Source organism: Flavobacterium sp. TN-1 (genome assembly GCF_052828645.1).
The window spans coordinates 1,669,420-1,695,591 of sequence record NZ_CM128253.1; the positions used below are offsets into that span (position 1 = coordinate 1,669,420).

The 26,172-nt window shown below is 33.8% G+C and carries 35 protein-coding genes; 13 read left to right on the top strand and 22 right to left on the bottom strand.

Annotated elements, in window-relative coordinates; genetic code table 11:
* Positions 1–4 precede the first annotated feature (4 nt).
* Both ACUXZJ_RS07040 and ACUXZJ_RS07045 read left to right on the top strand, forming a co-directional pair.
* Positions 5–694: a YjjG family noncanonical pyrimidine nucleotidase gene (locus ACUXZJ_RS07040; protein WP_063743733.1), complete on the top strand. Its 690-nt coding sequence runs from the start codon at positions 5–7 to the stop codon at positions 692–694.
* 2 nt (positions 695–696) lie between these two features.
* On the top strand, positions 697–1,407 hold the full coding sequence (locus ACUXZJ_RS07045) for a hypothetical protein (RefSeq protein ID WP_235604478.1): 711 nt from the start codon (positions 697–699) through the stop codon (positions 1,405–1,407).
* A 130-nt stretch (positions 1,408–1,537) separates the two neighbouring features.
* Here the strand turns inward: ACUXZJ_RS07045 and ACUXZJ_RS07050 are convergent, their stop codons facing one another.
* Positions 1,538–2,377, bottom strand: a complete 840-nt coding sequence (locus tag ACUXZJ_RS07050; protein WP_063743734.1) for a hypothetical protein — start codon at positions 2,375–2,377, stop codon at positions 1,538–1,540.
* Positions 2,378–2,566: 189 nt separating this feature from the next.
* On the opposite strand from ACUXZJ_RS07050, the gene ACUXZJ_RS07055 reads away from it, so the two are divergent.
* Positions 2,567–3,511, top strand: coding sequence for a C1 family peptidase (locus ACUXZJ_RS07055; RefSeq protein ID WP_060383175.1), 945 nt, complete (start codon positions 2,567–2,569; stop codon positions 3,509–3,511).
* Positions 3,512–3,592: 81 nt separating this feature from the next.
* On the opposite strand, the gene ACUXZJ_RS07060 is transcribed toward ACUXZJ_RS07055, so the two are convergent.
* On the bottom strand, positions 3,593–4,870 hold the full coding sequence (locus ACUXZJ_RS07060; protein WP_088466756.1) for a replication-associated recombination protein A: 1,278 nt from the start codon (positions 4,868–4,870) through the stop codon (positions 3,593–3,595).
* 508 nt (positions 4,871–5,378) lie between these two features.
* On the opposite strand from ACUXZJ_RS07060, the gene ACUXZJ_RS07065 reads away from it, so the two are divergent.
* From ACUXZJ_RS07065 to ACUXZJ_RS07080, 4 genes are read left to right on the top strand one after another with little or no spacing between them, the layout of a single operon-like run.
* The gene (locus ACUXZJ_RS07065) at positions 5,379–5,717 is read left to right on the top strand and encodes a hypothetical protein (RefSeq protein ID WP_446196139.1); all 339 of its coding nucleotides are present in this window, start codon (positions 5,379–5,381) and stop codon (positions 5,715–5,717) included.
* Entirely contained in the window at positions 5,714–5,977 is a 264-nt protein-coding gene (locus ACUXZJ_RS07070; protein ID WP_446196141.1) for a hypothetical protein, read from the top strand. The genes ACUXZJ_RS07065 and ACUXZJ_RS07070 overlap by 4 nt, the downstream gene beginning before the upstream one ends.
* A complete protein-coding gene (locus ACUXZJ_RS07075) occupies positions 5,974–6,306 on the top strand; it encodes a hypothetical protein (protein ID WP_446196143.1) in 333 nt (110 codons plus the stop codon). Before ACUXZJ_RS07070 ends, ACUXZJ_RS07075 begins: the two co-directional genes overlap by 4 nt.
* Positions 6,306–6,767 carry a hypothetical protein gene (locus ACUXZJ_RS07080; RefSeq protein WP_446196145.1) on the top strand — a complete coding sequence of 154 codons (462 nt, stop codon included), beginning with the start codon at positions 6,306–6,308 and terminating at the stop codon, positions 6,765–6,767. The genes ACUXZJ_RS07075 and ACUXZJ_RS07080 overlap by 1 nt, the downstream gene beginning before the upstream one ends.
* A 261-nt stretch (positions 6,768–7,028) precedes the next feature.
* On the opposite strand, the gene ACUXZJ_RS07085 is transcribed toward ACUXZJ_RS07080, so the two are convergent.
* Genes ACUXZJ_RS07085 through ACUXZJ_RS07180 form a run of 20 tightly spaced genes read right to left on the bottom strand, consistent with a single transcriptional unit; the run spans position 7,029 to position 18,396 of the window.
* The gene (locus ACUXZJ_RS07085) at positions 7,029–7,190 is read right to left on the bottom strand and encodes a hypothetical protein (RefSeq protein ID WP_446196147.1); all 162 of its coding nucleotides are present in this window, start codon (positions 7,188–7,190) and stop codon (positions 7,029–7,031) included.
* A complete protein-coding gene (locus ACUXZJ_RS07090) occupies positions 7,174–7,710 on the bottom strand; it encodes a hypothetical protein (protein WP_446196149.1) in 537 nt (178 codons plus the stop codon). Before ACUXZJ_RS07090 ends, ACUXZJ_RS07085 begins: the two co-directional genes overlap by 17 nt.
* Before the next feature lie 49 nt (positions 7,711–7,759).
* Entirely contained in the window at positions 7,760–8,170 is a 411-nt protein-coding gene (locus tag ACUXZJ_RS07095) for a hypothetical protein (protein ID WP_446196151.1), read from the bottom strand.
* Positions 8,167–9,003: a hypothetical protein gene (locus tag ACUXZJ_RS07100; RefSeq protein WP_446196153.1), complete on the bottom strand. Its 837-nt coding sequence runs from the start codon at positions 9,001–9,003 to the stop codon at positions 8,167–8,169. The genes ACUXZJ_RS07095 and ACUXZJ_RS07100 overlap by 4 nt, the downstream gene beginning before the upstream one ends.
* The gene (locus tag ACUXZJ_RS07105) at positions 9,000–9,401 is read right to left on the bottom strand and encodes a hypothetical protein (protein WP_446196155.1); all 402 of its coding nucleotides are present in this window, start codon (positions 9,399–9,401) and stop codon (positions 9,000–9,002) included. Before ACUXZJ_RS07105 ends, ACUXZJ_RS07100 begins: the two co-directional genes overlap by 4 nt.
* Before the next feature lie 58 nt (positions 9,402–9,459).
* Positions 9,460–10,302: a nucleotidyltransferase gene (locus tag ACUXZJ_RS07110; RefSeq protein WP_446196157.1), complete on the bottom strand. Its 843-nt coding sequence runs from the start codon at positions 10,300–10,302 to the stop codon at positions 9,460–9,462.
* 1 nt (position 10,303) lies between these two features.
* Entirely contained in the window at positions 10,304–10,603 is a 300-nt protein-coding gene (locus ACUXZJ_RS07115) for a hypothetical protein (protein ID WP_446196159.1), read from the bottom strand.
* On the bottom strand, positions 10,584–11,120 hold the full coding sequence (locus tag ACUXZJ_RS07120) for a phage holin family protein (RefSeq protein ID WP_446196161.1): 537 nt from the start codon (positions 11,118–11,120) through the stop codon (positions 10,584–10,586). Before ACUXZJ_RS07120 ends, ACUXZJ_RS07115 begins: the two co-directional genes overlap by 20 nt.
* Positions 11,117–11,398: a hypothetical protein gene (locus ACUXZJ_RS07125; protein ID WP_446196163.1), complete on the bottom strand. Its 282-nt coding sequence runs from the start codon at positions 11,396–11,398 to the stop codon at positions 11,117–11,119. Before ACUXZJ_RS07125 ends, ACUXZJ_RS07120 begins: the two co-directional genes overlap by 4 nt.
* A complete protein-coding gene (locus tag ACUXZJ_RS07130; protein WP_446196165.1) occupies positions 11,395–11,883 on the bottom strand; it encodes a hypothetical protein in 489 nt (162 codons plus the stop codon). The genes ACUXZJ_RS07125 and ACUXZJ_RS07130 overlap by 4 nt, the downstream gene beginning before the upstream one ends.
* On the bottom strand, positions 11,853–12,362 hold the full coding sequence (locus ACUXZJ_RS07135; protein WP_446196167.1) for a hypothetical protein: 510 nt from the start codon (positions 12,360–12,362) through the stop codon (positions 11,853–11,855). Before ACUXZJ_RS07135 ends, ACUXZJ_RS07130 begins: the two co-directional genes overlap by 31 nt.
* The gene (locus ACUXZJ_RS07140) at positions 12,359–13,360 is read right to left on the bottom strand and encodes a hypothetical protein (RefSeq protein ID WP_446196169.1); all 1,002 of its coding nucleotides are present in this window, start codon (positions 13,358–13,360) and stop codon (positions 12,359–12,361) included. Before ACUXZJ_RS07140 ends, ACUXZJ_RS07135 begins: the two co-directional genes overlap by 4 nt.
* Positions 13,353–13,940, bottom strand: coding sequence for a DUF6046 domain-containing protein (locus ACUXZJ_RS07145; protein WP_446196171.1), 588 nt, complete (start codon positions 13,938–13,940; stop codon positions 13,353–13,355). The genes ACUXZJ_RS07140 and ACUXZJ_RS07145 overlap by 8 nt, the downstream gene beginning before the upstream one ends.
* Positions 13,933–14,067 carry a hypothetical protein gene (locus tag ACUXZJ_RS07150; protein WP_261764989.1) on the bottom strand — a complete coding sequence of 45 codons (135 nt, stop codon included), beginning with the start codon at positions 14,065–14,067 and terminating at the stop codon, positions 13,933–13,935. The genes ACUXZJ_RS07145 and ACUXZJ_RS07150 overlap by 8 nt, the downstream gene beginning before the upstream one ends.
* A gap of 56 nt (positions 14,068–14,123) precedes the next feature.
* Positions 14,124–14,471 (bottom strand): hypothetical protein, encoded by a 348-nt coding sequence (locus ACUXZJ_RS07155; RefSeq protein ID WP_446196173.1) that lies wholly within the window; start codon positions 14,469–14,471, stop codon positions 14,124–14,126.
* Between the two features lie 27 nt (positions 14,472–14,498).
* The gene (locus ACUXZJ_RS07160; RefSeq protein WP_446196175.1) at positions 14,499–14,918 is read right to left on the bottom strand and encodes a hypothetical protein; all 420 of its coding nucleotides are present in this window, start codon (positions 14,916–14,918) and stop codon (positions 14,499–14,501) included.
* Positions 14,918–16,156 carry a DUF2586 family protein gene (locus ACUXZJ_RS07165; RefSeq protein ID WP_446196177.1) on the bottom strand — a complete coding sequence of 413 codons (1,239 nt, stop codon included), beginning with the start codon at positions 16,154–16,156 and terminating at the stop codon, positions 14,918–14,920. Before ACUXZJ_RS07165 ends, ACUXZJ_RS07160 begins: the two co-directional genes overlap by 1 nt.
* Before the next feature lies 1 nt (position 16,157).
* Positions 16,158–16,355, bottom strand: coding sequence for a hypothetical protein (locus ACUXZJ_RS07170; protein ID WP_446196179.1), 198 nt, complete (start codon positions 16,353–16,355; stop codon positions 16,158–16,160).
* An 11-nt stretch (positions 16,356–16,366) separates the two neighbouring features.
* Positions 16,367–17,287: a hypothetical protein gene (locus ACUXZJ_RS07175; RefSeq protein ID WP_446196181.1), complete on the bottom strand. Its 921-nt coding sequence runs from the start codon at positions 17,285–17,287 to the stop codon at positions 16,367–16,369.
* Positions 17,287–18,396, bottom strand: a complete 1,110-nt coding sequence (locus ACUXZJ_RS07180; protein WP_446196183.1) for a head maturation protease, ClpP-related — start codon at positions 18,394–18,396, stop codon at positions 17,287–17,289. The genes ACUXZJ_RS07175 and ACUXZJ_RS07180 overlap by 1 nt, the downstream gene beginning before the upstream one ends.
* A 98-nt stretch (positions 18,397–18,494) precedes the next feature.
* On the opposite strand from ACUXZJ_RS07180, the gene ACUXZJ_RS07185 reads away from it, so the two are divergent.
* The 6 genes from ACUXZJ_RS07185 to ACUXZJ_RS07210 all read left to right on the top strand — a co-directional run bounded on the left by ACUXZJ_RS07185 (position 18,495) and on the right by ACUXZJ_RS07210 (position 26,166).
* Positions 18,495–18,947 carry a hypothetical protein gene (locus tag ACUXZJ_RS07185; protein WP_446196185.1) on the top strand — a complete coding sequence of 151 codons (453 nt, stop codon included), beginning with the start codon at positions 18,495–18,497 and terminating at the stop codon, positions 18,945–18,947.
* Positions 18,948–18,949: 2 nt separating this feature from the next.
* Entirely contained in the window at positions 18,950–20,530 is a 1,581-nt protein-coding gene (locus tag ACUXZJ_RS07190) for a phage terminase large subunit family protein (protein WP_446196187.1), read from the top strand.
* A complete protein-coding gene (locus tag ACUXZJ_RS07195; RefSeq protein ID WP_446196189.1) occupies positions 20,530–20,955 on the top strand; it encodes a phage protein Gp36 family protein in 426 nt (141 codons plus the stop codon). Before ACUXZJ_RS07190 ends, ACUXZJ_RS07195 begins: the two co-directional genes overlap by 1 nt.
* 52 nt (positions 20,956–21,007) lie before the next feature.
* A complete protein-coding gene (locus ACUXZJ_RS07200; protein WP_446196191.1) occupies positions 21,008–23,536 on the top strand; it encodes a phage portal protein family protein in 2,529 nt (842 codons plus the stop codon).
* Positions 23,537–23,664: 128 nt separating this feature from the next.
* Positions 23,665–25,659: a phage tail tape measure protein gene (locus ACUXZJ_RS07205; protein ID WP_446196193.1), complete on the top strand. Its 1,995-nt coding sequence runs from the start codon at positions 23,665–23,667 to the stop codon at positions 25,657–25,659.
* A gap of 3 nt (positions 25,660–25,662) precedes the next feature.
* A complete protein-coding gene (locus ACUXZJ_RS07210) occupies positions 25,663–26,166 on the top strand; it encodes a phage virion morphogenesis protein (RefSeq protein ID WP_446196195.1) in 504 nt (167 codons plus the stop codon).
* Positions 26,167–26,172: the final 6 nt, after the last annotated feature.

Genomic DNA, 26,172 nt, shown 5'->3' on the forward strand with positions numbered 1-26,172 from the left:
CATATTGAAATATAATCATGTACAACATATATTTTTTGATTTAGATCATACTCTTTGGGATTTTGATCGAAATTCAGAAAAGACATTTGAAGTTATTTTACAACCTTTATTTCCAGAACTATCTATTCACGATTTTGTGAAAATTTACAATCCAATCAATCAACGATATTGGAAATTATATCAGTTAGATAAGATAACGCATGAAGAATTGCGTTATAAAAGATTAAAAGAAACCTTTGATATATTAGATATTTTGATTTCAGATCAACTAATTTGTGAAATTTCAGAAGATTATGTGAATTGTTTAACAAACAATAATTATTTGATTGAAGGATGCGTAGAGGTACTTCAATATCTTTATCCAAAATATAAATTACATATTATAACAAATGGGTTTAAAGAAGTACAATTAAAAAAAATGCGTAATTCAAATCTTTATCGTTTTTTTGATACAATTACTAATTCAGAATTAGCAGGCGTTAAAAAACCAGATAAAATGATTTATCAGTACGCATTAGATAAAGCAAAAGCTAGGAAAGAAGAAAGTATTATGATAGGAGATTGCGTACAAGCAGATGTTGAAGGAGCTTTAAATTTTGGTATTGAAGCTATTTTTTTTAATCCAAATTATCAACAAGTGGAAGGAAAAATTAATCAAATCAATACTTTAATCGAATTAAAAAATATATTTTAAACATGAATAAAAAGTTAATTATGGGATTAATGAGTTTATTTTCATTAACGAGTTTAGGCCAGTCTTTAAATGATTATAAAATAGCATTTATTCCATCAAAATTTTCATTTCAAAATGAAGATAATCAATACCGGATTAATACTACTATAAAGATGTATTTAAGACAAAAAGGAATTGAAGCGTATGTTTCTAACGAAAAATTACCAGAAGACTTTTTAGATTATAATTGCAATAAACTCTTTGTAAATGGAGTGGAAGAAAATACAATTTTTTCAACAAAAATTAAATTTGAATTTAAAGATTGTAAGGGGAATATTTTGTTTACAACAGATTTAGGAGAAAGTAGGGAAAAAGATGTAGCAAAAGGTTATAATTTAGCTACTATTGATGCCTTAAATTCATTTAGTAAAGCAAATTATAAATTTTCAGGTAAGGATTTTGATGAGGAAATTATTCAGTCAAAATTAAAAGAAATGAACAAAGAAGAAATTACAGAAACGAAAATAGTAACCGTAAAAACAGAGCTTTTTTATGAAGTAAATGATAAAATTACCGGAGAAAATTTAATTTTATTTAAAACTTCATCTCCTTCCGTTTTTTTAACCTCTTTTAAAAAACGTAACGGAATTGTAATAAAAAAAGAAAATACTTGGTTTTTTGAATTTTTAGAAGAAGAAAGAGTTAATAGAGAAAAAATAGATATTAGTTTTTAAAAACTATTTTAATAAGAAGCTAAAAGGCAATTAATTATTTATAAGGAGAAGTCTCGTAATCAGAAAAAGAGATTTCTCCTTTTTGGTTAATAAAAGAGAGTTCTTTTAGGTTAGTACTATTATGATAAGGTTATAATTTAGAACGTTCTTTTATGTTCTCAATAATTTTATCACTATAAGGATTGAAATTATCCCATATTTTCCAAGTATTGTTTATTTTTTTTATAAAATAAACTTGTTCATTCGAAAAATTTACTATTTGTGTATTTGTTCCGTTACGATTAGTAAGAGTTAAATTCCAGTATTCATTGGTTGAAATGATGGCTGTTTTTTCTTCTATATCAATGGTTTTAAAGTTAAAAATTTCATAATTAGAATGATTGTTTTCCTTATGATAAACATATCCTTGTTTTGATAATTCATTTAAATTTCTTGTGATTCTTTTTAAAATAGGACTTTGAATATCCAAAACGTTATAAAATTCTTCCATTTTAAAATTAGGAATTCTTTTTATAGAATCTAACTCAATATGACAAAAATCTTTGATAATATTGTAGAGTGTGCTTTCAGAAATAGAATTTTTAGCGTCTATTTTTATTATATTCTTATTGGTATTCTCAGAATTAATAAAATTAGGATTTGTTCTTTTTTTTATAAAATCATCAAGACTTTGAAAACCTAAAAAAAGAGCTAATTTATCTAAGGTTTTGATGAAACGAATATCATCTGTATAGACTTTGTTTTTGTCAATTTCGAAAATTCTTTTTAAAGTTGTAGCGGATATAGTGGTTCCGATTTCTATTTTTTTCTTTTCGTTAATTAAGTTGGTTTTTTTTAATTCAAATTCAATTATTTCTGAAAGATAGATATAATGAGCTCTCTTCCAAGATTTAGTGTTGTTTAAAAAACTATTAGTAATCTTAGGGTCTTTTAAAATCGAAAAGATTAATATTTCTACTACCTCTTTCATATTCTTAAGTTTTTTGGTTGGATTATAGGGTTGTTTTGTAAAAATAATACATTTATGTGTACCTAGTCTTACGTTCGGTATTTTTTTGATTTGTAGGTAATTTATGGTGAGTTTATGTTCAGTTTCTGTTTTTTTTTATAATAGGCTTCTTCTTTTATTTGTATCGTTATTAACCATAAAAATTAAAAAATGAACAAGAAAAAAAATCTAAAAAATTTCAGAAACCCTATTTATTTATTCGTTTCTATTTTTTTGTTTGGAGCTTGTCAAACAGAGAAATTGGATGTAAATGAAAAAAGAGAAGAATTATCTAGATTAGGAGTGCCAGAGTTTTCAGAATCCTATCTGAAATCAATAGATCCGTTAACTCCTCAAGAGTATGAGAATGATTTAATGAAGTATCGTCCAGATTTGCCACCTTCTAATGCTAGATCACTTCTAGCAATGCCAACCACTTTTGAGTTGCCTGCAATGCCTATAGGAAATCAAGGAAGAGAAGGATCATGTGTTGGATGGGGAGTAGGTTATGCAGCGCACAGTATTACAAGATATATTAATAATCCTGTTCATAATAAAAACTGGAGAAGTGCCTCAAGGAGTGCAGCGTTTATATACAATCAAATTAAAATTTCAGATTGTGCTAAAGGATCTTATCCTGATAACGCTATGAATCTTTTACAACAAAAAGGAGAATGTGGGGAAGATCAAATGCCTTATGTTGAAGGAGGTTGTTTTATAATGCCATCAGCTAAACAATTGGAGTATGCTACAGAACGCAAGATAAGTTCTTGGAAAAATATTTCAGCAACTAGTGTAGATGATATTAAATATTATTTAAGTAAAAATTATCCAGTGCCAGCTTGTTTTGATTATAATCAATCTTTTGAAGCAATTTCCAGAAATAATTACGTTTGGAATTCTGTATATGGGAAAAGAAATGGAGGACATTGTGTATGTATAGTAGGATATAATGATGTTACGAAACAGTTTAAAGTTCAGAACTCATGGGGTAGATCATGGGGACGTCAAGGTTATTTTTATGTGACTTATGATGCAATAAAACAAGGTGCTTTTAAATGGGCTGCAATTATGTTTCCTGAAGTTAAAACAGAAAAATTACAGCCTTTAGAATAATTATTATATGTTCAAGTAATTGAGCGGTTTAACTGCTTTAGAATAAAACGATATTAATAGTTTAAGTTCTAAAGCAGTTTTTTAATAATCATATTTATTTTTCCATCTGTTTTTTAAAAATTGACGTAATTCCTTTTCTCTAGCATTATCTGCGGGATCGTAAAATTTAGTCGTAGAAATAGTTTCAGGAAGATATTCTTGTTCGGTAAAATTATTTGCGTAATCGTGGGAATATTTGTATTCTTCTCCATATCCTAATTCTCTCATGAGCTTAGTGGGAGCATTCCTCAAATGTAAAGGAACTGGTAAGTCTCCTGTTTGTTTTACTATTTGTTGTGCTTTTCCTATAGCTATATAGCTAGCATTGCTTTTTGCTGAGGTTGCTAAATAAATAGCACATTGACTTAATATAATTCGGCTTTCAGGATATCCTATTGTAGTAACTGCTTGAAAAGTGTTATTGGCCATTATTAGTGCAGTAGGATTTGCATTTCCGATGTCTTCACTAGCTAATATTAACATACGCCTTGCAATGAATTTTACATCTTCACCACCTTCAATCATTCTTGCCAACCAATACACAGCGCCATTAGGATCACTTCCTCTTATAGATTTTATAAAAGCAGAGACGATATCATAATGTTGCTCTCCTGTCTTGTCATACAAAACAGTATTTTTTTGAACCAGTTGCATCACTTTCTCGTTGGTAATTGTAATGAGAGATTCGTTAGTGGCATTAATAATAAGCTCAAAAGTATTTAACAGTTTTCTTCCATCTCCACCTGATAAACGTAACAAGGCTTCGGTTTCTAGTAACTCAATGTTTTTTTCTTTTAAAAAGATATCATTAGTTATAGCACGATAGAGTAGGGCTTCTAAATCGTCTTTTGTAAACGGATTTAAGGTATACACCTGACAGCGTGACAGCAAAGCTGGGATTACTTCAAAACTTGGATTTTCGGTGGTCGCCCCTACAAGGGTTACCCACCCTTTTTCGACTGCTCCTAGTAAAGAGTCTTGTTGTGATTTGCTAAAACGATGAATTTCATCAATGAATAAAATAGGATTTTTAGCAGTGAATAATCCACCACTTTGTTTGGCTTTATCAATAACTTCACGCACTTCTTTTACCCCCGAATTAATAGCACTCAACTCATAAAAAGGGCGATTACTGTTTTGGGCAATAATTTGAGCTAAAGTGGTTTTTCCTGTTCCAGGAGGTCCCCAAAAAATTAGAGAAGGAATAATGCCGTTCTTAATTTGATGGGTCAAAGAGCCTTGATTTCCAACTAAATGAGATTGACTTATATATTCTTCTAAAGATTTAGGACGTATTCTTTCTGCTAGTGGTGCTTTCATAAGGGGTAAAATTAATTATTTCTGACAAAAAATCATTAAAACAGTTTTGGATCTTTTTTTGATAAAGATTTTAGTAATAGAAATATATAAAAAAGAGCTAATTAATAAAAAAATAACTTGTGTGTTTTATAATTGTTTGATTTAGAGATATGAAAGAGAGTGAATTTAAATTTACGCCATCTGTGGTGTTATTACCTTTATATTTTGTTTTGTGTCTTTGGATTGTTTTTTGGGTAGAAAAGGAATTTAAAATAAATCTAACGGAATATGGAATCTATCCTATAATCGGCAAAACCAAAGATAAAGTTTTTTTAAGCTATGAATAAAAGAGAAAAAGTAAAAAAAATAAATAAAATTAGAGTATGAAAGCATCTAAAACACCTCCAAAGTACGACCCAAACGGAGAGATAACTCCATTTCAAGTCAAACGAATAATGCAAAACTGCTCTTACCAAGTCGAAAAGTTAATAGTTGCTTTGAGAGGCATCGTAAAAAGTAGGTTTAAATAATGCTAAAGTGCAAACATACCGAAGATGGTTATTGCTTACGACCAGAAAACGACTATTGCCGCTCCGATGAATGCAAAGGAGTAATTATTGTTGATGATGTTAATACCAACCCGACACCAATAATAAAACCTTGTAAACACAACCCACAATTAAAATGTGAGTGGCCTATTTACTGCGAAAATTATAAGTGTGATTTTGCCGATATAACACCCGAAAACTGCGACCATAAAGATACAAGTATCGTTGTTATTGATGTTGTTATAAACTGCGAAAAAACCGCCTTACAATGCGATTATTATGGAAAGATTATAACAGAACCTAAAACCGACTGCAGATGAATGAATTTGACGAATATAATATCAGATACCAATCACCAGGTTTGTTATTCAATAGCGAAATTGAGAGAATAATTATTGATTTTGTTGATAAAAATAATTTGAGTTTACCTGATGACTTTAAAAGAAGTAATTATAGATTTTTTCAACAAATACATCCGACTGGAATTGAATATTCATTTTTATTCCTAGCTAGAAAAAAAACAGATTCCGAAATATTAAGGGAACAAATAGAATTTCAAATCAAACAATTAGAAAGATGAAAATAGACCTAAAAATAACATTTTCACAACTGGAGGTTTTAGTTTCTGCCTTTTCAGTAATCACAGAACCTCCTATTCAACATCGGGACACTCGAGTTGCCAGAAGCGTATTAGACAAAGTGATGGTTAAGATTGAAAAAAAGCATATTGATGAGAGTATGAAATCATCGCTTTTTAGCCAAAAGAAGAAATTTAAACTTTCATTTGAATATTACGAGGCTCACTTTTTAGAGAAGTTTTTAGAAATAATAATCACTTTTTGCGATAAAGACTACGAGCGTACAGTTTTGACTCGAATAACGGCAGAAATCAATCAGAAACTAGCATAATGGAACAATTCACTACCTACAGAGCCAAAGGCAAAGAAATAGGTTTGGTTTTCCTTTTTAAATACGATTTAAAAGGTAATTTAAAGCTATTTGAAATTGCAGAGGGCGAACTCAACCAAAATCAAATAAAGTGGCTTTTTACGGGCTATTTGCCACAGGATGCCACATACCAAGATGTTAAAGAGTTACTCTCAAAATTGCAAACCAATTTCCCTGCAGATGAAAGTATAATGCGCTCCATCTGGATGAAAGATAAAAAGTATTTGAAAGTATTTGAAATTGAAAAATCGGTTGCCAATTTATCCTTTGAGGCCCTTTGGAACTTGTACGATAACAAAGTAAAAAAATTCGAGTCCGAGAAGTCATTCAAGAAGCTAAAGGAAGCCGATATAATTAAGTGCTTTTTATCGGTGCCAGGATACAACAAATACCTCCAAAGAAAAGACTGGAGTAAAGCATAAAGAAAAAACACTTTTCAATTTTATTACTTGTACTCATTGTAATGAAGTTATTAGAACAAGCATTTTTACTAATAAAACAATATTTTAACGGACAATATCCACTTGTAAATAACAGAGACGAATATTTTTTTAACAAATTAGTCGAAATTCGAAATCGTTTTTACAACCCATTATTATAAAAAAAAACCGCTACTCTTTACAGAATAGCGGTTTTTTTTTTAAATGTTGGAGGACTTTTTTTTACATCTCCCTCCAAAGAGATTATTTTACGCCATCTTGCGAAAATACAAGCCCGATACCTGCCAATATAGCCGTCAAGGCTTCAATTGCTTTTGTTTTATCATTGATGAATAATAATACGCCCGACACTATAGAAACAACGCCTGCTGACGTTGTTTTCCAATTCTTAAAAAATAATTTCATTTTCGTTGTATATTTTTATTTTTACAATTTCACTACCTATACCCAAACATAAATAGCGTATGCCGTTTATGGTTGTAATGGCTAAATGGCCGATGATATTTGACGGGGCACCTGAAGACAACACAACGCCTGTACCGGTTGAAGCAGGTAACATAAATGTATTGTTTGTTTTGCCATAGGATGGGGCTATTCCTGTAAATACATTAAGTGTTTTATTTAAGAAATAGATGCTGTTGTTGGTCAGTTCTAAAGAAGAAAATGAATCGCTAAACTCGAGACCATTTTCTTTAAACGTTGTTTTATTATTCATGGCAGTACCATATTCACATGCTGGAGTGCTAAGAAGTATTCCTTGTAGTGTAGGCGGTATTGATTCGCCAATGAGGGTTCTTTTATCTACTTGCTTAACCATGCCGGCGGTGTCACGCACGAGTACTTTATCGGTACCTGTGCCTGGGGGTACGTTTGCCAGTCGTAAGGGTTTCAAAATGGCTTGGGTGGTCTGCGCACCTGCTATCATCCCGATAGCTAAGGTGCAAATTAAAAATAATTGCTTCATTTATTGTATATTAAATAGCTCCTTGGGAATTCCCCTCTCTAGGTACTTTAGAAAAATATATTTGGTTTACCACATCGTAAGAGGTTATGCTGTGTGTATCGCCACCTAAATAAACGCCCTCTATATATATGTCGCCTTGGGGGACGTTGATTATTGTTTTAACAAAGTCGCCAGCCTCAATGGCTGGGGCTATGTTACTGAATCGCTTGTACACAAGGGTGTCGCCTTTTGGAATTACTCGTATGCGTTGCATTTGTCTCGTTTCGTTAATAGCGTTATACACCTGTATAATACCCTCTATTTGGTTGATTGGTATTTTTTCGCTTTTATGAAAATACGAGTCCATCCATTGCCAAAATTGCTCCTGCGTGGGTGTTTCTCCAGTTTTAAACCATTGTTTTATTTGTTCTTTATCGGTCATATTCCTTTGTATTGAATGAATTTAACTACTCTATACGGTGACATGTTATTATGAGGTCTGTCTTTACCTTGGCTGGCAATTCCTGAAAATCCTAATCCTCCTCCAGTGCCTACGCCATCATATCCGTGTGCTAAAAATGATGAATCGCCTCCCGGACTATGATTATGCGCTGGTATTTCGTCAAGTATTAATTTATGCTCACGAACACCACCAGCATAACCTAGTTGATTTAAATTATAATTCTTTAAATCGCCGTTAGTGTTACTATCATAGGCATCGTCGTGACCAATAGGCATGCGCCCTTTTAAGGGTACGTATTCAATCCAGCCTGCTGGTATTTCGTTTGCAGGGCGATCCCATAAGGCAATCATATCTTTTGGAACATTACTAACAGGACGTGCCTCCAATTGCCTCACTCTTTCTATCAATTTTTCAAGTTCTGTTTTTTCTGCCTTCTCTTCGGTTAATTTTACGGTTGTCTTAGCACGCTTAAAATCTGACCAATTATAAACCGTTGAACCTATTCCAAACATGGCTTTTCTAACAAAAAGCACCTCTTTATTAGTACCATCTTTAAACTCTCGTTTGTAGGCGGTTTCTTTTATGATGATGGTTGGTGATTTCACCCCTCCCACAAATTCAAGTACTTCACCATTCAAATAGATAACTCCTTTGTTTATTATCCCGTTAGTTTCCTCGCATCCTGAAAGAATCGCATAATTTCCAGCTATTTCGCCCAAGTTGTTCAAGATAGACCAGCTTGTTTGCATATCGTTAAGCGTTTGTGTCTTGATAGGGAAACCACCGCTTTGGTTAAAATTTTGATAATTCATATTGTTTCAATTCTGTATCGCTTTCCCGCTAGTTTGTAATATTTTATAAGATAATTCAGCTTGTGATGGTTGATTTTACCGACTAATTCCGCAGGAACATAAACCACAAAATCAACGCCTGTATTTTCGTATTCTTCGTCTGAATAGACAAATAAGGTATCGCCTAAAAAAACCTTTTCACTTTCGTCTTGAGTAAAAATATATTCCTGAGCAAATGAATCACCGTCATCAATATAAATGCGCCTTTTTTCTTTGTCAAATTCATCATTTAACACCTTTTCCAACTTGCAAACCTGTCCGTTATGCGCCAGCCTATACCAATCCTTTTCACGTGATTTCACCCAATCTTTATAAATCAAATCAATAGGCTTTGTAAGGCATTGCAAAAAAGCTATCATTTTGGATTTTCTTAAGAAAGTTGGCAAGAGCAACACCACCAGCTTACGGTAATTGATGTTATACCACATACGCAATTGAGCTTTGGTTGTCTAATTCAAAATAACCCGCCTCAGGGATGTTTTTTATATTTATGCTCTTGTAGTCTTCATACCTACGGGTGTCATTGTTATACGTTGAACTTTGAATGTTTGAAATATTGACGTTTTCAACCCCCTCAACCGCTCGTAACTGTGCGATTAAATCATTTACCACGAGTTCACCATCAAAGGGCAAATTTTTAAGATAGCTCTTCAAAGCTAATTCTACCGCCTTTTTAGCCGTTCTTATATTTGTTCCATCGGTTGCTAGCACTAACGGATTTATAAACACTTCCATTTTTACAAGAAGTTTATCCGCTGGGTTGTTGACGATTAAAAATTTCACGCCTGCATAGCGTATTTTTTTAATATAATCCGTGAATCGCATAAGTTCTTTATCAGTCAGTTTTCTAAGTTCGCTACCTTCTTCACCTGCAATCTTGATAATTAAACGACTGCTTTCTATTCCTTCTTCAGGGATCGAACAATATTTGATAATTTTTGAGCTTTCAATTTCCGTATCACTAGCCCCCGCGTTATCAAACTGGTCATCATCTTGTTTTAAATCGAATCCCATTTGAAACGCTAACGCCATATTGCGATACCAGCGAGCTGTTCCGGGTTTGTATTCATAAATTACGGTGTCAATTTCTTTTTTGTGTGTATCGAATAACTTTTCTAGTGTCCAAATACAAACCGCAACGATATAAGTCATCAGCCTATAAATAGCCGTTTTTGAAGTGCTGTTTAATTCCGCTAATTCGGGTGTACTTCGAATTTCGGTGAGCATTATGTTTTGTATTTCGGATATTTCTCTTGCCATTTTAGCCTACTTTAAAATTTTGTTGAATTATCATATACCCAATACCAGTGGGGTTGTTCACTGGTTTTTCTAGGTCAGCGGTTAGAGCGGTGGCGGGTTGTTGATTGTATTTTTTTAAATAGTCAACCACTTCTCTAAACTCTTTTCCTGATTGTTCTTTGATTATTTCGGATGCTGGTTTTAGATTATCCGTAATAGATAGATTATTGAGAATAGCCAACTCTATTGCACTTTCGACATTACCCATATACTGAACGGATATATCAAAAATTGACTGGGCGTTAAGTACTTTTAGTTTCATCTATTTCAAATTTTTCATAAAACTGTTTGTTTATAATTCGAATTAATACCGAAGCGTATTTATAACCAAGGTTATTTAGATTTTCTAACAGGGAAATAAACAATTGCCAAATTATACCTAACAAAACCGCCCAATACAACCAAATAAAAGGGTCTACTTCATAGCCCATAATTATGGGGAATTCTGAATTTTTAGAAAATTGATTTAGAATGTAAATTGGTACTAAATAAGTAGCGATTTTAAGCAACATTCTCCCAAACTTTCGACTACTATGACTTTCGCCTTTTTTAAACGATGCTTTTACACCTGTAAACCATTCGAAAACCAGTAACACAACATAGGCTGTAAAAAATGCGACGTTGAAACCAAAAAGCGTATTAACAGAGCAAAAAGCAAAAGCCAGTAAACTATCTAAAAGGATTATTTTTCTATCCATTGTATGCCCAAACGTACTCTTTAAAAAGTCTTTAAAATTTAAAAAACCAAACCCATTTAGGATATAATCTATTGTTTTCATACATCAATTTTTAACTGACCATTTATTAAGTCAATTTTGCAATTTTTATAATTATCCTGTTCTAACTGAACTTTTAAATCTCTTATAAATTCAGCTTCTGAAACATTTGTCTTTAAATAATTAACAATTCCGAAGCCAAGAGTTGGATGCTGTTTAAACTCACCCTTAACTGATTCAAGTATATGTTCAACATGACGTTGGTCTGACGGAGCTAATGAAAAATCACCGTTTATGAAAAATAAGTCACCATCTTGATCTAATTCAAAATCTTTATTCATTTGAGTAAATTTTTAAATTTTCCTTTTAAATTTTTCAAAAGTAGTTTTGAATCAGGCGACACAGTTCCTGTCCCGTTAGGTGTTATGATATTTAAATCACTTATATTTTTTATCAAATCTTCCAATAAGTCACCAAGACTATTTGTTCCGTCTGAAATTTCAACTTTATCATTTTCTATACCCACTAAAATAGAACCTACTTTTAGCTCAATCCGTTCAATTTCGCTATATCCAACTATCAACGTTTCGCTTGGCTGGTTCTCAATTTCAAGCACAATTACCTGACTATTTATTTTAGGAACTACTTGTATAAAGCTTTTAGCTTTTTCTTCCAAAGCGCTCAAACGAACATCTAATAACTCAGCTCTTCCTTCTCGTTTAACGGTACAGGTGTTTTCTTGTACTGTTTCAACCTTGCCTAATGATGTTACTGCTCTTAAATGTTTTCCTACTTCTAAGGCAACGGCACGGCTAAACGCTTCCATAACTGTACTGCTTTAAAAATCATCCATAAGAAGAAAACTCCTGAAAAAAATTTCCCTAAACTGCACCATAATACTTCCCACCAAGTAAGGGGCTTTTTCACAAGCTTAGGAGGCATAATAATTGTTTTGTTATTCAGCTCTCTTATATGCTTTTCTTTCCATTGAAGAAAAAGCCTTTTCGCTTCCTGTTTACAATTAACAGTTAGAATACCGTTACTAAGTGCTGTATTTATTTTTAAAGATTCTTTAAACTTGGTTTTAGTGTCTTTTAAATTCTTTTCAATCAAAATAGGCTTGCCGTTTTTACACTCAATAAGTGCTCTATAAAATGTACTATCAGCCTGCAACTCAACAACGGTGTCTCTAATAATGGTTTCAATTATTTTTTGGTGTTGTTCTTGTTCAATTGGCTTTGCCGTTTTACAAGAAAAAAATAAGCTTGTTAAGGCTAATATTGATACTTTAATTTTTGTTTTCATTTATTTAGTTTGTAGGATAATTTACTTTGCCTTTTAAAGCCATCTGTTTCGTTTAATAATATTTTTACGCTATCCACCAAATACCTACCGTCTCTATGCTGGTCAGGATAGTTAGGGTCTCTTAAATCAACACAATCCCCATGTTCTACAGTAGGTACTGCCCAGCCATCAATTGTTCCAGTGTAACCACTTCGTTTGCGGTTTTTGTACTCGTTTTCTGCCAGTTGCTCAATAGCTTTTTTCGCCATGTTTAACGGAGCATTGATATTTATTTCATCTCCCCCTTTTTCTCCATATTCATAAAAAACTTTTTCTTTTCCTTTTTGGGGCGAGGTAACTTTTACTAACACTTTTCTAGCCTCACTAGTTTCAAATTTTAAATCCGTTGATTTTCTTATATTTTTTCCAAAAATATAGTTATGAGTTTGGTGCGGTTTTAAATCTATAAGTAAGCCAACTATTAGCTTTTTTTCTTTAAAATAGAACCATAACCGACAATCTTTTTTTAATTTTTCAAACACTTCAAAAGCTGAAGCGTTGTCAATCATAAACTTTCCTAAATCCATATCTACAACTTCGGTTTCATAAGTAGGAAGTAAAAAGCTTACTATATCTTTAAGACTGCAACTACTAAAAGTTTTACTTACTTTAGGTAGTTTCTTTAATTTGTACATTTCGTCTTCGCACTCTAAAACTAAAGGAATATCTGCACCAATATTAGCTATATAACCTTCAAACTCTTTGTTCAATTTTCCGTTATAACCTGCTTCTATTAGTATTGTGTCGCCTTTGTTTATGAGTTCGAAAATACTTTTGTTAGCAATAGATTCTTTCGAACCATTTTTCTTTAGATTATTAAACTCCCTTGGAAGCTCTATTTTAGCAGTGTCCGAAAATTTATCGATGCTTTTATCTATCTCTATGCTTTTAATCTGAGTTATCACCAATTTACCACCTATGGTAATTCTTATTTGAATATTATAATAATGACTATTCATTTGGATTAGATAGTGAATATGCTACTTCTTTTATGCTTCGAGCGGATAAATTAAAACGAACAGTGTCTGTATAACCTTCCAGTGGTTCGATATGAACCGCTTGAAAATAAATACTATCAATACCTTTGTCTAAAAACTGATTTCCTGAAACTTTCACAATGTTATTGTAATCAAACAGCTCTACTAAATCTTCTATTTTTTCTTTAGGATAGGCTCTATTTTCTACATCTATCAAAATTCCTGTTATATTGATAACCCAGTTAGACGTTCCCCAGCGTTCAATTACTACATTATCCGATCCGCTAACTTCCGTTTCTATAAGCTTTTTCTCTTTTGAGAAATTAAGCATCAGTGGCGGTGCAAAAATTCCAGTGTCGTCAAGTAGCATTGCCCCGAAAACCATTTTGTTACCGTCAAACTTAAAGGTAACTTCTTCTTGTGTTTCTGATTGATTTTGATAATATTCAACCTTGTACTTATTATCTTCTTTAACTACTACAGCTTTACTTTGAAATGCTACACCAAATGCAGTAGCGTAACGCATTGCAAGATTTATAAGTATTGAAGCCCCATCATCCATTACCCGACATTTTAGAGATTCCTAATATTCCTTTTTCTGATAACCAGCGTACTTGCGCCCATTTGCTAGCCCATGTTTCATCGTCTAACTCCTCAGGGAAGGGGATGTGTAGAAAGTGACTAATCATTGCGTCTACTTTATAATACAAATCCCCATCATCTTTGTAATTTAGACTTAATTCTTCTAGGCTCTTTCCGACTTTCCCTGTCTAATAGGCATAAGTTCTGTTAGTGCGGTAAAAGCGCTGTAAAATAGTCCGTCATCCGCTAAAACTTTTTCTTTATCAGTTAAAACACAGTTCTTAACCACGATTTCCTGAGCTTTTAAAGGGTCTATTCTTTCGAATTTTTGATACTGCCCAATCACTTTACGTTTTGGTACTACTGCCATCACTTCTAAGAATACGGTTTCCTCATCATTAGCAGGTAAAGTCAATTTTCGTAAATCACTACCATGTTCTGCTTTTAATGTTGCTATTGTTTCCTCCGATACTTTTCTTGTAACTTCTTGAGTGTTTTCTTTATTTGACATTTTTTAAAATTTTTAATAATTACTATTTTATGATGCAATATTCAACGCTACATCCAAAGCAAACAGTTCATACTGTTTCTCTAACCCCATATCACCAGTTACTTCCCTTCCTTCATTTTTGAATTTTGCAACTACTTTGTCCACTACTATTAAATTGTATTCATTGATGAACTCAATAGTTATCGTGAAGGGCTTTATATTTAGTAGGCTATTGCCTTGTGATGCAACCTCTAAAGGAACTGCATCGTGCATCGCTAAGGTGAATGAAGCCGAAGGGGTTATTTTTCCCATACTCCATGATGTTGCTTTTGCTCCTAACGAATGGTTTAACTGATGCTCCTGCTCATTGCCGTATGAGATACTTTTGACCTCAATTGGCACACCATTGATTTGAACTTTCACATCGGCACTATCATAAGCCTTAGAATTTCTAATTAAATCAGCCATTACACTTGTGTTTTAAGATTAATAGTTCCTTGAATTTCTCCAATAGTACCCTTTGGTACGATGACAAAAGAGACAATCAAAGTTTTTTGAACCAGTAAGTCGGAGCTTTTATCGACAATTGTCTTGCCGTAGGAAATATTTCCTTCTTTAATCATTTGGGCAAAAACTCTATTCCCGATATCTTCTAAGGCAACAATTGTAGCTGGAGACAAATTACCTGTAGCCTTATCCACAAACCAATCAGTTTTAACTTTAGGTAAATAGGCAGTCCTTAGCTTTCTTACCGCCTTTGTCATAACACTACCATAAGCAATAGTGTGTTCATTGATCACTTTATCAGAATCCATTTTAATAGGCGCACAAACGTGGTCATTATTGATTCTAACTCCAGCAAGTCCTGTGTAATTAATTCCAAAAACAAACCCTTTATTTTCTAAAGTTTGTAAGTCCGAATAACAATCAATGTTCAATACATGAGAAGATAAGGCAGGTTCTATCCATGCGTCTTTCGTTGCATCCGTAATATTAAAAAGCTCATTATTACCAATGTTTTGATGCACCAAAGCCTTTGAGGCTACACCTAAAACAGTTCCTATGTCAGCATACTTTCTAGCCAAGCCTGTTTTAGATTCAGCGTACTGATAATCTTGACCGATAAAAACAGTAACCTTATCTGCCTCTAAATTTGTTAAATCACGCAAATTTGCAACCGATGACGCTGAGCCGTTATAATGATACCCTTCTAAGAAAATTTGGCAAGGCATATTATTATCATAGCTCCAATTATAAAGAGCTTGTGCTTTAGAAATTCCGTCGATTACATTTTTAGGCAAGCCATTTAACATAATAGGCGTATCATTTGCGGGCAAATTAACAGCGATACCCAAGAGAGAAACATAGCCACCAGCATACACTAGAAGTTTTTTTGCTGATTCTGTCATATCAGAAATAGTTTTGTTTTGCTCAACTAGCATAATATATAACGGATTCCCCTCTTTGGCTAGACGATAGTATTCGTCAATGTGTCTAAAAACATTTACATTGTTAGCAGTGTCAAACTCAAGAGTAATCCCCTTTGATTTTGCATCATTTCGATTGTAGATAACAAATGGTTTTTGAAATTCAAGCCCTTGCGGTACTGGTGAAGAGACAATAAGCGCAGTAACTCCCTCAGAGTTATCCAAAACACTAGCCCCCTGTTTCCCTTTTTGTAAATTGAATCCTTTTAAATCTGCCATTTTATTTATCCTCTTTAGTAGCTTTATCGCTAGTTTTCTTTGCTGGCTTTATCTCCTCAACTTTATCCTTTTCCTTAGTAGCATTGAGTGCCATGTCTTTATCTGTAAAGTATTCTCCTTCAATGGTGAAGTACACAGTTTTAATATTAGGTTGCTCTTCTAAAATTTGCAGAGCAATTTCTTTTTCTTCAGCTGTCATAACTTTGATTTTTAAGCGTTATCTGAAATTATCGCACCGAACCCATGTTCTTGAATCTTATCGCACAATCCGTAAGCGTGTAAACGCAATTCGCTTTTAGGGTCTGCACTTCTTGTATCTCCAGACATTGGTTTATACTGAACCTTCACATCTTCGATATGGTAAACAGTATTAGGCTGATAAAAGAAAATTGACGCTTTTTGATCCCCTTGTACGGTTGTTGCCCCTAATGATTTTAGTTTACCATTACTAGTATATAAAGGTGTGGTCACATTTTCAAAAAGATTCAAATTGTAAAACCTTTTAATTTTCCCAGTTAAAGGATCAAATACCAAGTTATTTCTATGATTAGCAGTTCCTGCTTCATCATACATTAAATCCATACGATGCACCGTATTAAGTACGAGTTGCAAAGCATTTTGGTCTTTTAGATTTAAAGTCGCAACTTCCTCTAAGAAGTTTAGCATATCGGTATAGGTTAAACGCTTTCTTCCGTTAACAGTTGCCCCAGTAGTTCTAATAACAGGCATTTTACCTGACTTATGTTCTGATGGCGCAAGCTTATTTAGAGCATAATCTCGAACTCCAATTTTAAAACTATTAAAATGCTCTTCCTTAATAGCACTTTCCTTGTTAAACGCTAAAGCCCTTGCTTCACTATCACTACACTCAGTTGGTGTAGTATCTAATTTATCCCATTCAACAAGTGTTTTTTCACCATCCATTTTACTTGCTGTAAAATCATTAGTTTTATTAACATAGAATCCTACATTATTAACTAACTTATTAAATCGAATACCGTCAGCAGTTACGGCATTAGGATTTGGTGCTTTTAAAACACCAATAAAATCATCATTATAGTTTCTGAAATCTTCCAGTAACTGAGGTTCAACGTACTGCTGTAACCATAAACCTGTATTAGTTGTAGGCATTATTTTTTATATTTTTGATTAAACAATTTTTGAAATTTATCGGGATTAGCCGATGCCATAGCTTCAAGACCTTTCGGGTCTTCTTTTTGCCATTGATCAAACGTCCACTGGTCAGTTCCTTGTTGAGCATCAGCATTTGTAATCAGTGCAGAGATGTTTGGAGCTGTCGGTTTAACTCCTTCTAATACTTTTGCAAGGGCATCGAAACCAGCCTTTTCTCCAATATTTTCGTACAATTGGCGGTCTTCTTTTTTCAAAATCCCTTTTGCTTCAACTCGGTCTAAATAAGCTGTTATTTGACTTTTCTTATATTGTTTAAGCTCATTCAAAGCGTCGTTTTTTTCATCACGCTCTGTTTGTATTTGGCTCTGTAAGGCTTCTAAAACCGCAGTATCAGAACTTTGGGCTGTCACGTTAGGCAATTTTAAAGCCTGAATAATTAACTGTTTCATATTATCGTCTAATTTTTGACTATTCAAGTTTGGCATTGTGAGCAAAGAAGCATAAGCAGAAAAAACATCACTTGGTTGCATTTGCTCGGTTTGTATTTCTATAGCTGGTTGAACTACCCAAGGGACAATCTCACTCACTAATCCCATATCTAAACATTCTTGAGCATTGAACCAATGATCACCAATCATTAAATCATCAATTTGCCCTGCTGTCAAGTTTGTTTTTGTACTTAGACGCTCTTTAAAAGTGCTTTCCATTTTTCGAAGTAAAGAGGCTTGACTCTCTAATTCGGAAGCTGTTCCACTGCCGTATACGCTGGGAGCATGAATCATTACAAAACCATTATCTACTATCTTTACCTTATTGGATGCTAGAATGATTATGGCTCCCATCGATGCAGCTATACCGTCTATAATTATTTCAATATCACTTGTACTTTTATTGATGGCGTTAAACATTAAATTCCCTTCAAAAACACTTCCTCCATCTGTATGTAGCCTAATTGTGATTTGTGAATAAGATGACTCTAGGCGGTTCAGTGTTTCACAAAACCAAGTGCCGTCTCCCTGCCAAATACTACCGTATGCGTATAGTGTGTTTTCTATGGTTTTAATTAACATTTGTTTTTGATTTATCGTTTTGTATGATGCAAACATAAGGGAGGTTTTTGGGTTAGCTTTTTTCTAAAGAAAGGTTTGCACTTTTATTTAACTTACTCTTAATGAGGGGGTAGTTTTGAAAAAATATTATAAAAATGACAAAACTTACCCGTGTAAATAACCACCCGATGTATGCTATTTGCGAGCGTATGTATGTAGAGGAAGGTTTGACCAAGAAAGCTATTTCCAGTGCTACAGGAGTTTCAGAACAAACCATAGGCAAGTGGAGCAAGGGCGTTGGTGAAAGCAACATTTCTTGGGACGAAAAGAAAAACCAATACAAGGCTACGCCTCACAATATAAAAAAGATTCTTATTGATGAATTATCACATCTTGCCTCGGGTGGCGAAGCTACCCTTGATGTAAAAAGTATAGCCGAAGTTAGAAAGACCATTGAGCAACTTTCCGACAAAACATCGGTACAAGTTGTTTTCACGGTATTTAAAGAATTTGATAGTTGGGTGGCTACGCAAGACCCTGAAATTGCAATACTTTTTTTAGAGTGGCATAAAATGTTTTTACAGTTCAAAGCTTTGCAGGAGAATTAATTATGTCGCAAAAATTAAGCAAAAACATAGAAAAACTTTTAGCTAGTTATGACGAGCATTGTCGTTCCATAAAGCAGACCACGCACGTAAATGTTAATGACACACCACAAGAAAAAAGGAAAAAAAGATTAGAATTAGAAAAAAACTATGTGAAGTGGTTTGAGGAGATATTCCCCCAGTACGCCAATGTTCCATGCGCTCCTTTTCATAAGAAATTAGCTAAAATCATAATTGAAAATGAGGTGGTTGATTTACTTGCTGAAATATATCGGAGTGGTGCAAAATCAGTTCACTTGTCTTTAGGGATTCCGATGTTCTTATACGTGACGGGAAAGTTACGTTTTATGCTTTTGGCATCTCAAAGTGAAGATAAAGCCAAAAAATTAATTTCAGATATACAAGCTAATTTCTCACATAATCAACGCTTTTTACATTATTACGGTAAACGCTATAAGTTTGGCGATTGGTCAAATGGTGATTTTACAACTACAGACGGTGTTAAGTTTATGGCGCTAAGTGCCAACCAGTCACCAAGAGGATTACGAGAAGGTAATTCACGACCAGATTATATCGTAATTGATGATGTTGATACAAGACAAAGGTGCAATAATGATGAACTATCTAAGAAATTATTTGATTGGGCTTGGGAAGACTTAAAAGGAACATTTGACGAAGGAAGCCCACGTAGACGGTTTGTGGTTGCAAATAATAATTTTCACAAGAACACTTTAATTAATCAGTTAAAAAAGGAGTTTCAAGGCTACATTATTAAGGCAAAAGAAAGCGGATTCCCTGTGCGTCATTTTATAGTATCAGTACCAGCTGTGAAAAACCTAACCACTTTTGAGCCTAGTTGGGAGGCTAAAACATCAGCCGATTATTGGAAAGAAAAATTTAATACAACACCCTACCGCTCCTTCATGCGCGAATATCAACACGTACATATTGTTGAAGGTTCAATTTTTAAAAATGAGTGGATAGATTTTGTTACCCCATTGAAGTTAAATCAATACGAAGCCTTGGTTTTTTATGGGGATTTATCATATAAGGACGCAGGCGATTTTAAGGCAATGGTTTTTGTTGGTAAAACAGGTTTAGAATTTCACGTACTAGATTGTTTTGTTAGACAAACTTCAAGAAACAACACGGCTCTTTGGCTTTACGAAAAAGTAGCACAGGACAAACTTCTTGAATTAAATGTTAATTATTGGATTGAAGGATTATTTGCAATGGATGAGTTTGTAAATGATTTTGACAATGTAGGTGCACAGTTAGGCTGGTATATTCCAGTTAGAGCTGACAAAAAGAGTAAATCTGATAAGTATGATCGAATTGAATCGATGGCAGGATATTTTGAAAGGCGAAAAGTAAAGTTTAATAAAGCACTTGAAAATAATAATGATTTTAAAGAATTATTAAATCAGCTTTTAGCATTTCAAAAAGGAAGTGGGGCGCATGACGACGCTCCCGATTCATTGCAAAGTGCTATAGTAAAGCTAAACACAGCTTCAATTATTAACAGCATACCGCCTAAAATGGTGAGTAGAAAAGAAGTTATACAAAATCAAAAAAACAGGTTCTAATGAGTTTTATTTTAGAAGAAGATTATTCAGCATTAATTAGAAGTGAAATAAAAGATATTTTACTTGAAAATTACTCACCACAAAAATTGAGTATTGCACAGGATATGGCAATTAGCCAAATTAAAAACTATTTAAGCGGTAAATATGATGTGTCTACAATTTTCAATGCACAAGGTAAAGAGAGAAATCCGCATCTTGTGATGGTTGTTATTGACTGTACCCTGTACCATTTATACACATCCGCAGGAGCTCGTAAAATAAGTGAAATTAGATCGCAACGTTATCAAGATGCCATTGACTGGCTTAAAGAAGTTGCCAAAGGGGAAATTACCCCCGATTTACCTAAAATGACCGATTCAAACAACCAAGTAATGACGGGATTCAAGATTAGTAGCAAAAACAAACCATCAAACCATAGATGGTAATTCTTTAAACCATCTTTAAACTTCGATTTAAGCCATTTTAAAATAAAACACAATGAAAGTATTAGGTTTTGAATTTTCAATTAAAAAAAGCCCCGTTTCTGCAATTCAAGAAAAGACACGCACAAATACAAACCCTGCTATTTTAAACATAGTAAGTTCGTTTAAGGATAATTCAAGAAAAGACATACAGAAATGGAGGGATGCCCTAGCAATGGCAAACCATCCAAAAGAACCTAAATTAAACTTATACTATGACCTAGTTGATGACCTTCTTACAGACGGGCATTTGCAAAGCCAAATACAAATGCGGAAAATGGCTACTTTGAATACAGAATTTGAAGTATACAATCGCAAAACAGGTAAGACGAATGAAGAACTCACAAGTCTAATCAATAATCAATGGTTTTATGAGTTTTTAGAAATCACACTAGATAAGATAATTTTTGGTCACACCCTTGTTGAATTCAAAGAGTTTTCAGGCGACAAAGTGAATTTATCTGTTATCCCAAGACGTAACGTAGTACCAGCATTCAAACGTATTTATCCCGATTTGTCTAAAAGAGAGTTTTTACAATATGATAATGAAAATTTCAAGCCTTGGCTACTGCCATTAGGTAATGGAAACGATTTGGGCATAATAAACAATATCATCCCTAACCTTATTTGGCTAAGAAATGTATTTCAATCATGGGCTGAGTTTTGCGAAAAGTTTGGTTTACCTTTAATTACAGCCACCAGTTCCGCTAGTGACAATACCACTATAGAAAGAGTACATCAAATGCTTTTAGAATTAGCTGAAGCCTCTGTGGGTACATTTCCTCACGGTACAGAAATAAAATTCAATGAAGCTAACAGAACCGATGCCTTTAGAGTCTACAAAGAATTTATTCAATCTAACGCTGAAGTTGTAAGTAAACTACTTGTGGGAAGTTCTACACTTTCTGACCAAGCTGGTAATAGGTCGCAAACAGAAGTACATGAACGAACCTTGGACGGTAAAATTGCTATGGCTGACAAACGAATGATTGCCTTTGCTATTAACGACCAATTATTTGACTTGTTAATACTACAAGGCTACAAGATTACTCCTGACGATGTGTTTAGATTTAAAACAGCACAACAAGAGGTAGACATTAGTCAACTATGGACAATTACAAGCGGAATGATAAATAATGGCTTTACAATAGACACAAATTGGTTATCACAAACTTTCAATATTCCATTGACTTTAGAAAAGCAAAAAACGCCAAAACTTGATGCTACAGCACAAGTAAAAAAAAAATCTCAACCCGTAGCCTATAGCGTTGCAAATAAATGCGGTTGCGAGCCATTAGCTCTAGGAAAAAGCATAAGCTCCTTGTTAGATTCTCTTTGCAAAGAACTGGCACTAGCGGTATGGAATAACCAAGAAACAAAGGGAATTTTAGGACGTATGATACAAGCTGAAGGCTTGGAGCTATTACAAGGCTTGCGAAGCAATTTTAAAACTATCAATCCTTATACAGGTGCTGACGTACTTGCTTTACAAATGATGGAATACAATATTTTTATGTTTGCTACATCAAAGGCTGAAAAAAGAATGGCATCCATGAGCCAGTTATTAATTGATAAAAACAAAAAAGAACTGAGAAGCTACCAACAATTTGAATTATTATGTTTACAAGAATCGGAAAATTTAAACCGTAATCATTTACGAACAGAATATAATTTATCCGTTGCAGTTGGTCAAAATTCAGCTTCCTATTATCGTTTTATGAACGAAAAAGATACCGTTACCTCTTATGTGCAATATCAAACTATTGGTGATGATAAGGTGCGCTCAGCACATGAAGTATTAAACGGTAAGATTTTTAACTTATCAGATAAAGAAGCTATGGATTTGTTTCCCCCTAATGGTTTTGGTTGTCGTTGTGAAATGCTACAATACATAGGTGAAACAGAAGGAGTAGTAACTAAGGGAGCTGAGGCGAAACGATTATTAGAACTTACTGATTCTAAATTTAAAGGTTCTGCTTTTGATATTAATCGAGGCGACTTAAAACAAGTGTTCACGAAAAAAGAATTTTATGTAGATGCAAAAGGATTGCCTGAAAAAATTAACGACATGACTTTTGACAAATATCAATTAAAACTATATGAGGAATTTAAAGACTCTTTAAATAGTGTTCAATTGGATCAAACCATCACCCCGAAAAACGTAAAAGAACTGTTCAGAAAAGATAAAGAATCCGATTACATGGGTTTTTCTGATTACTTGGATAGGAAATTGATTTTGTCAGAAAAAGACTTTGATAGACACGTGCAAGGCTATTATACAGGTAAAGACGAATTAAGGCATCAACTGTTTCCACATATTCAAGAGGTACTATCTAACCCTGATGAACACTGGTATTTTGATTATAAAAACAATGGTCAAAAATTCCAAAGTCGATATATTAAATTTTACAAAGATAGAGCTATCGTTGTGGATTGCGACATAGACCCGAAAACCAAGTCGTTAAAAATAAACACATGGTATAATATGAAACAAGCAGACCACTTCGTTAGAAAAGGTCTGCTTGTAGAGAGGAAGAATCTTTAAGGCTTACCCCTTTTTCTCTAAACGAGTGGGTTTTATATGCATCCTATCCTCAGCTTTTCGGTAGCTTTAATTTAGAGCCTTAACTATTCAAAGACAAAAGTAATAAAATAATCAATACAAATATAAAAATGGCATCAGCTAAATTAACTATGCTCTTGGATTTGAGTGATAAAGTCAGTTCCAAGTTTGCTAAAATTCAAAACAAATTCGAGCGTGGGGCTTCACGAATGCGGGAATCATTCAGTGAAATAACGGGTGAAATTCCATTTTTAGATAAAGCATTAGATATAGCAACTAATAAATGGATTTTGCTAGGTGCTGGTATTATGGGGGTAGCCACCTTATTAACCAGTGCTACTAAACAAGCCAGTGACTGGCACACACAGCTAGCGGAGGTCAATGTCACAGCGGGAATGTCACAAAAAGAATTGCAAGGGCTCTCTAATAAATTACTAGATATAGGTTCAAGAAATGTAGCACCATTAGAAGAAGTTCCAAAGGCTTTTAATCGTATTATTTCTGCTGGTTTAGATGTAAACCAATCCATGGAAGCTCTTGAACCCACCCTAAGAGCTGCTAAAGCAGGATTCGTCGATATTGAAACGGTAGCTTCAGCTGGTATTGGAACTATGATGTCATCAGGAAAGGACATAAATCAAGTGTATGACGTACTTTTTCAAACTGTTAAGGCGGGTAATGCTAGCTTTAAAGATATAGCTAATTACTTACCTAAAGTTGTGCCTTTAGCTAGAAAGTTAGGATATGAGCTTGAAGATACCGCAGGAGCATTCGCCTCATTAACTACTAAATTAAGTGCTGAGCAATCAACTACAGCGCTTGAGGGAATAATGAGGTCGCTGGCAAATCCTGATGTAGCCATAGGAAAAACAGATAAAACTGGGAAAATGGTTAGTGGTTTTAAATCATTAGGTATAGAAGTTTTTAATACTTCAGGAAAAATACGCCCAATGGTTGAAATTATAGAGCAATTAAATCAGAAAATGGCGGGTTTAACTGACAAACAAAGAGCTGAGCAGTTTAGCAAATTAGGATTGGACGAATCAGCTTCTCTAGGTTTTAGCGTATTAATGCAAGATATAGAGGGATTGCAAAAGGCAACAGAGGGCGCTTTTAATTCTGCGGGTGCATTAAATAAAGCCTATTTTGATTCACTTACACCTTTAGAACAATGGTCTATTATTCAAAATCAGGTAAAAGCCATAATGATAAAACTAGGCGAAAAAATACTACCACTTGTAGCCAGTGCCATAGATGCACTAAGACCTTTTATAGATGCTTTATACAATAATTTTGACGATATTGTTAGTGTTCTAAAAGTACTCATTCCTGTAGCGGGCGGGTTATTTTTGTTTTTCAAAATTGCAACTGCTTTTCAACTTGCGTCAAAGGCAGTACAGGGATTAACAGTTGCTCAATGGATTTTAAATACAGCCATGAGTGCTAACCCTATTGGTCTAATTGTAGTAGCTATCGGGGCTTTAATTGCTTATATCACGATTGCCATTGTGAAATTTGAAAAATTTGGAGCTTTAATGTTATGGCTAATGGGGCCTATTGGGCGTGTTATTTCGGCTTTTATGCTTATACGTACACATTGGGACAGTATTACTGAAGCATTTCAAAACGGAGGGATAATAGGAGGCTTAAAGCGAATAGGAATTGTTCTTTTGGATGTATTTCTAAAACCTTTACAGCAATTATTAGAGAAATTATCTAGTATTCCATACATAGGTAAATTTGCTAAAGGTGCATCTAAGGAGCTATTAGGTATTCGCACAAAAATGGAGCTGGTAACACCCGAGGAAAAGGAATCAAAAAAAGAGACGAAACCTAAACCTAAGGTAGATCCTTTAAAAGGGCTGTACGATTCCATGCCCACTACTAAAGACAATAAAGAAGGTAAAACCAAATTGGCTAGTGATGTAAATAAAGTTACAGGGGAAAGTCAACAAATCAGGAATATTACTTTTAACATTGGCTCAATCATTAAAGGGGATATAAAAATGAATGATCCAAAAGTACAAGGAATGACTCAAAACGAGTTTGAGAGTTATTTAGAAGAAATGTTTATGCGAATGGTTAGAAATGCGGAAAATGCTTAAAAAATGGACTTAGAATTTAGAGACGAATATTTTGAAAAATTAAGCCGTATCAGTAGACACGGCTTTTTGAAACGACTAACGGAACATGCTGGGGTAACGGCGGTTAATTTTTCTAAACAACGCTTTGTTGATAAAAACTGGAAAGACAAAGGTACTGAGCCTTGGGTGGCAAGAAAACGTAAAGGAAGGGGAAACTCTTTAATGGTTGATTCTGCAAGATTAAAAGAATCAATAAGAAAAATAGCTAGCGGAAATTACTTTGTTTATGTAGGAACAGATGTGCCTTATGCAAAAGTACATAACGAAGGGGGGGATACCACTAAAACAGTAAATATTAGAAGCCATCAACGCAAACGTAATGGTCGATCGCATAATGTGAAGCTTCATACAAGAACGAGTCATTTCAAAGTGCCTAAAAGACAATTTTTAGGTGATTCAGAGTATTTAGCCAAAGGACTTGAAATGATGCTTAAAAGAGCTATTGAAGAAGAATTAAACCAATCTTAAACCTAC